We start from the raw sequence: 3,157 nt of genomic DNA, 5'->3' as shown, positions 1-3,157 counted from the left end.
TGGGCCGCGGGGGCGGCGTGAGCACACCGCGACGGGCGATTCACGCGACGCGACATGACCGAAATGTCGGCTCCCTAACGTTGGCGGCCATGCGCTCGCCGAAACGTGTCGTCGTGGTCGGGCACGGGATGGTCGCACACCGTTTCGTCGAGGCCTTGCGGGCCCAGGGACGGCCAGGGCGTTTGGTGGGTGACTGTTCTCGCCGAGGAACGCGACGCCGCCTACGACCGCGTCGGCCCGACCGGCTACACCGAGCATTGGGACCGCAGCCGGCTTGCGCTGCCAGGCAATGACTACGCCGGCGACCGCCGCGTCGAGCTGATCCTTCGCGACCCAGTCACGCGGATCGATTCGTCCGCGAAATGCGTGACGACGTTGTTGGGCCGCCGTGTCTCCTACGACGCCTTGGTACTCGCCACCGGTTCGCATGCCTTCGTCCCGCCGGTGCCCGGCCACGACCTGCCCAACTGTCACGTCTACCGCACGCTCGACGACCTCGACGCGATTCGCGCCGACGCGCACGATGCGGCTGATGGTGCGGCGGGGGTGGTGATCGGGGGTGGTCTGCTCGGCCTCGAGGCCGCAAACGCATTGCGGCAGTTCGGGTTGCGGCCGCACATCGTCGAGCGGTTTCGGCGCTTGATGGGCCAGCAGCTCGACGAGGCAGTCGCCGATCAAGAAACAGGCCTTCGCCCTCGACGATGGTGCCTGTCTCGACGACCCCGAGGTGGTGCTGCCGGTCTACCAGACCAGGGTCACCGACGGCGTCGTCGAGGGGGGCGGCTAGAGCGCGCGAAGGAGCCGGCTGTCGGACGGATCCGGTTCGGCCAACAGTGCGGTCCGCGAGGGAGTGCCCCACAGTTCGATGGTCTGAATGACCCAGTAGACGGCGAACTCGACGATCAGGGCCGCCTCGACGACGAGGACCGCATGGTTGAACCCGTCGAGTAGCTGGTGCAAGCACACCGCCGTGACCAACGTCAGCACCATGACGACGGAAATCCACTGGTAGAAAACTTGATAGCGCCTGCGGTGCGGGCACTTGCCGAGGTCCTGGTTGCCCGCCACGAAGGCGGTGATGACGACCGTCAGGATGATCGCAGCGAACATGGCCACCGCCGCTACGCCGTGCGCATTGGCGCGAAACCACTCCGGCACCACCACCAGCGCGATCAGACCGAGCGCGAGCAAGGCGCGTTGCGCCCAGACCGCCGCCGCGCCAAGAGTGCTCCGCCGCTGCGTGGTTCCCGTGCGGCGGTACATCCACCAGGACGCGGCGCGCGAGGTGACGAGTGCGATGACCACGGCCCACGTGTTCGGGATCGCGGATTGGCCGCCGATGCTGAGATCCGTGCTGCCGCAGAACAGTACGGGGCGTGACGTCGGAACCATGGCGACGACGAATGCCAGGATGCCCGCGAGATTCAGCAGGACGTCCTCGGTGTCATTGCTGCCCTTGTAGACGATGAGCATCGCGCCGATCGCACAGAGGGCGGCGATGAACACGCTGTGCGCCGAGGTGAAGAAGTAGGCGCTGACGGAGGTCTGCCAGCAGGTCGCGTGGAGTCGCTCGATGACGACCGCGGCGCCGAGCATCAAGATCATCACCGGCATGCCGCCGCGTAGGTAGCGGTACGTGTCGAGCACGGCCTCGTTGGTCACCTCACCATTGGACCGCACCGAGACTACGGTTTCTGATGCAAATCGCCGGGATCTTGTCAGAAACCGAAGTCTCGGCGACCGCGGTCAGGCGGCGAGACCGGGTGGGTGCCGAGCGGATTGGTCACCACGTCGGCGCCGGCATCCGCGACGCGTGGCTCCCCGGCCGCGGCGTACGCCAATTCGACGCGCACACCGATCGCGGCCGACAACAGGGCGGCCGTCATCGCGAGGTCTCGATGGGCGTGGGGATCGGATGTGCCCGCCGCGGCCAGGATCACCGAATCCGACGGCCGCCAACCTGATTCGACGAGTCGATCGGAGAGTACCCGCACGACGTGCGGTGACGGTCCGAGTGGATCGGTCACGGTCACGTCGGGATGCCCGACTGGCCCCGACGTGGGCGGGTATGTCGACCCGGACGTGGTAGCCACCGGCCAGGAAGGCAGGCACCAGGACGGCGGGCCCGTCGGGCAGAGTCGACAGCACGTCGGCGGGGGTCGGATCGAGTACGTCGACGAATGCGGTACGCACCCTCCTGCCCAGCTGAGCTCCGACTCGTTCGGCGAGGTCCGCGATCATCGCGACGACCGTCGGCCTTGCGGGCGCCGTGGGCGACGAGCAATGGGTTCACGACACTCCCACCGGATTGTCTTCGAACAGCCAGCCGGTAACCGCGCTTCACCACGGTCGAGACGATGTGCTTGTCGCCAAGCGCGGTCCGCAGCCGTAGCACCGCGGTCTCGACGGCGTGCGTATCGGTTCCGCCGCCCAGTACGCACGTGCCCCTGATCTCGAGTACGTGTCCCGCGACCGTCACCGTCCTGGACTGCAGCAGCGGCAGTTCGTGGTGATGTGGCCAGCCAGTGCTCCCAACCGCCTCCGCTCGGGTGCCGACGTCGGCACTCCGAGGCGCACCAGCGGACGGGCAGTGACCGGGCCGACGCACATCGCGTGGACGTCGGTCCGCAGCGCTGCGAGCACCCGGTCCTCGATGCCCATCTCGACAGCTCGCATGAGCATCGACGCGACGGCGGGTGCCGACGTGAAGCTGACGGCGTCGAACCTGTGCTCGGCGATGCCTGCGACCAGTGCGTCGAAGCCACCGTCGCGTGGCGCCGGGCGCCAGCGGTATACGCGGATCGGCACGATCTCGGCTCCTGCGGCGCGCAGCTCGTCAAGGAACTCGGGGAACGGGTCCCAGTCGTCGGCGGCCCCGTGCAGCTGTACGGCTATGCGCAGGCCTGCGATGCCGCCCTCGCGCAGGTACTGAAGGACCTCGCGGGACGACTCCGACTCCGGCGACCACTCCTCGGGCAGCCCGGCCGCCCGTAGGGCCCCGGGAGACTATGCGTGCCCGGCCCAAAGCGCGATCAGGTCACCTGCCAGTCCCCAGCCGTCGGCGGCGGCGGTCCAGCCGCGGAAGCCGATGCCCGTCGTCGCGATGACCACGTCGGGCGGTGTGGCGATCAGTGCCTCGGTGTGATCGTGGAGTTCC

General features: G+C 68.3%; 1 protein-coding gene and 4 pseudogenes. 2 read left to right on the top strand and 3 right to left on the bottom strand.

Annotation, left to right across the window (positions count from 1 at the left end; all coding sequences use genetic code 11):
* Positions 1 to 89: 89 nt before the first annotated feature.
* Together QOI01_RS00480 and QOI01_RS00475 are read left to right on the top strand one after the other, a co-directional pair.
* A pseudogene (locus tag QOI01_RS00480) lies at positions 90 to 666 on the top strand (FAD-dependent oxidoreductase); the annotation flags it as partial.
* A pseudogene (locus tag QOI01_RS00475) lies at positions 665 to 787 on the top strand (nitrite reductase (NAD(P)H) small subunit); the annotation flags it as partial. The pseudogenes QOI01_RS00480 and QOI01_RS00475, both read left to right, overlap by 2 nt.
* On the opposite strand, the gene QOI01_RS00470 reads toward QOI01_RS00475, so the two are convergent.
* The 3 genes and pseudogenes from QOI01_RS00470 to QOI01_RS00460 all read right to left on the bottom strand — a co-directional run.
* Entirely contained in the window at positions 784 to 1,662 is an 879-nt protein-coding gene (locus tag QOI01_RS00470; protein WP_526377560.1) for a hypothetical protein, read from the bottom strand. The pseudogene QOI01_RS00475 and the gene QOI01_RS00470 sit on opposite strands and share 4 nt — an antisense overlap.
* Positions 1,663 to 1,718: 56 nt before the next feature.
* Positions 1,719 to 2,293, bottom strand: a pseudogene (locus QOI01_RS00465) (sirohydrochlorin chelatase).
* Between the two features lie 24 nt (positions 2,294 to 2,317).
* A pseudogene (locus tag QOI01_RS00460) lies at positions 2,318 to 3,157 on the bottom strand (uroporphyrinogen-III synthase); the annotation flags it as partial.

Source organism: Mycobacterium sp., from assembly GCF_032162605.1.
Classification (GTDB): domain Bacteria; phylum Actinomycetota; class Actinomycetes; order Mycobacteriales; family Mycobacteriaceae; genus Mycobacterium.
This window is presented reverse-complemented; position numbering and strand designations above follow the sequence as displayed.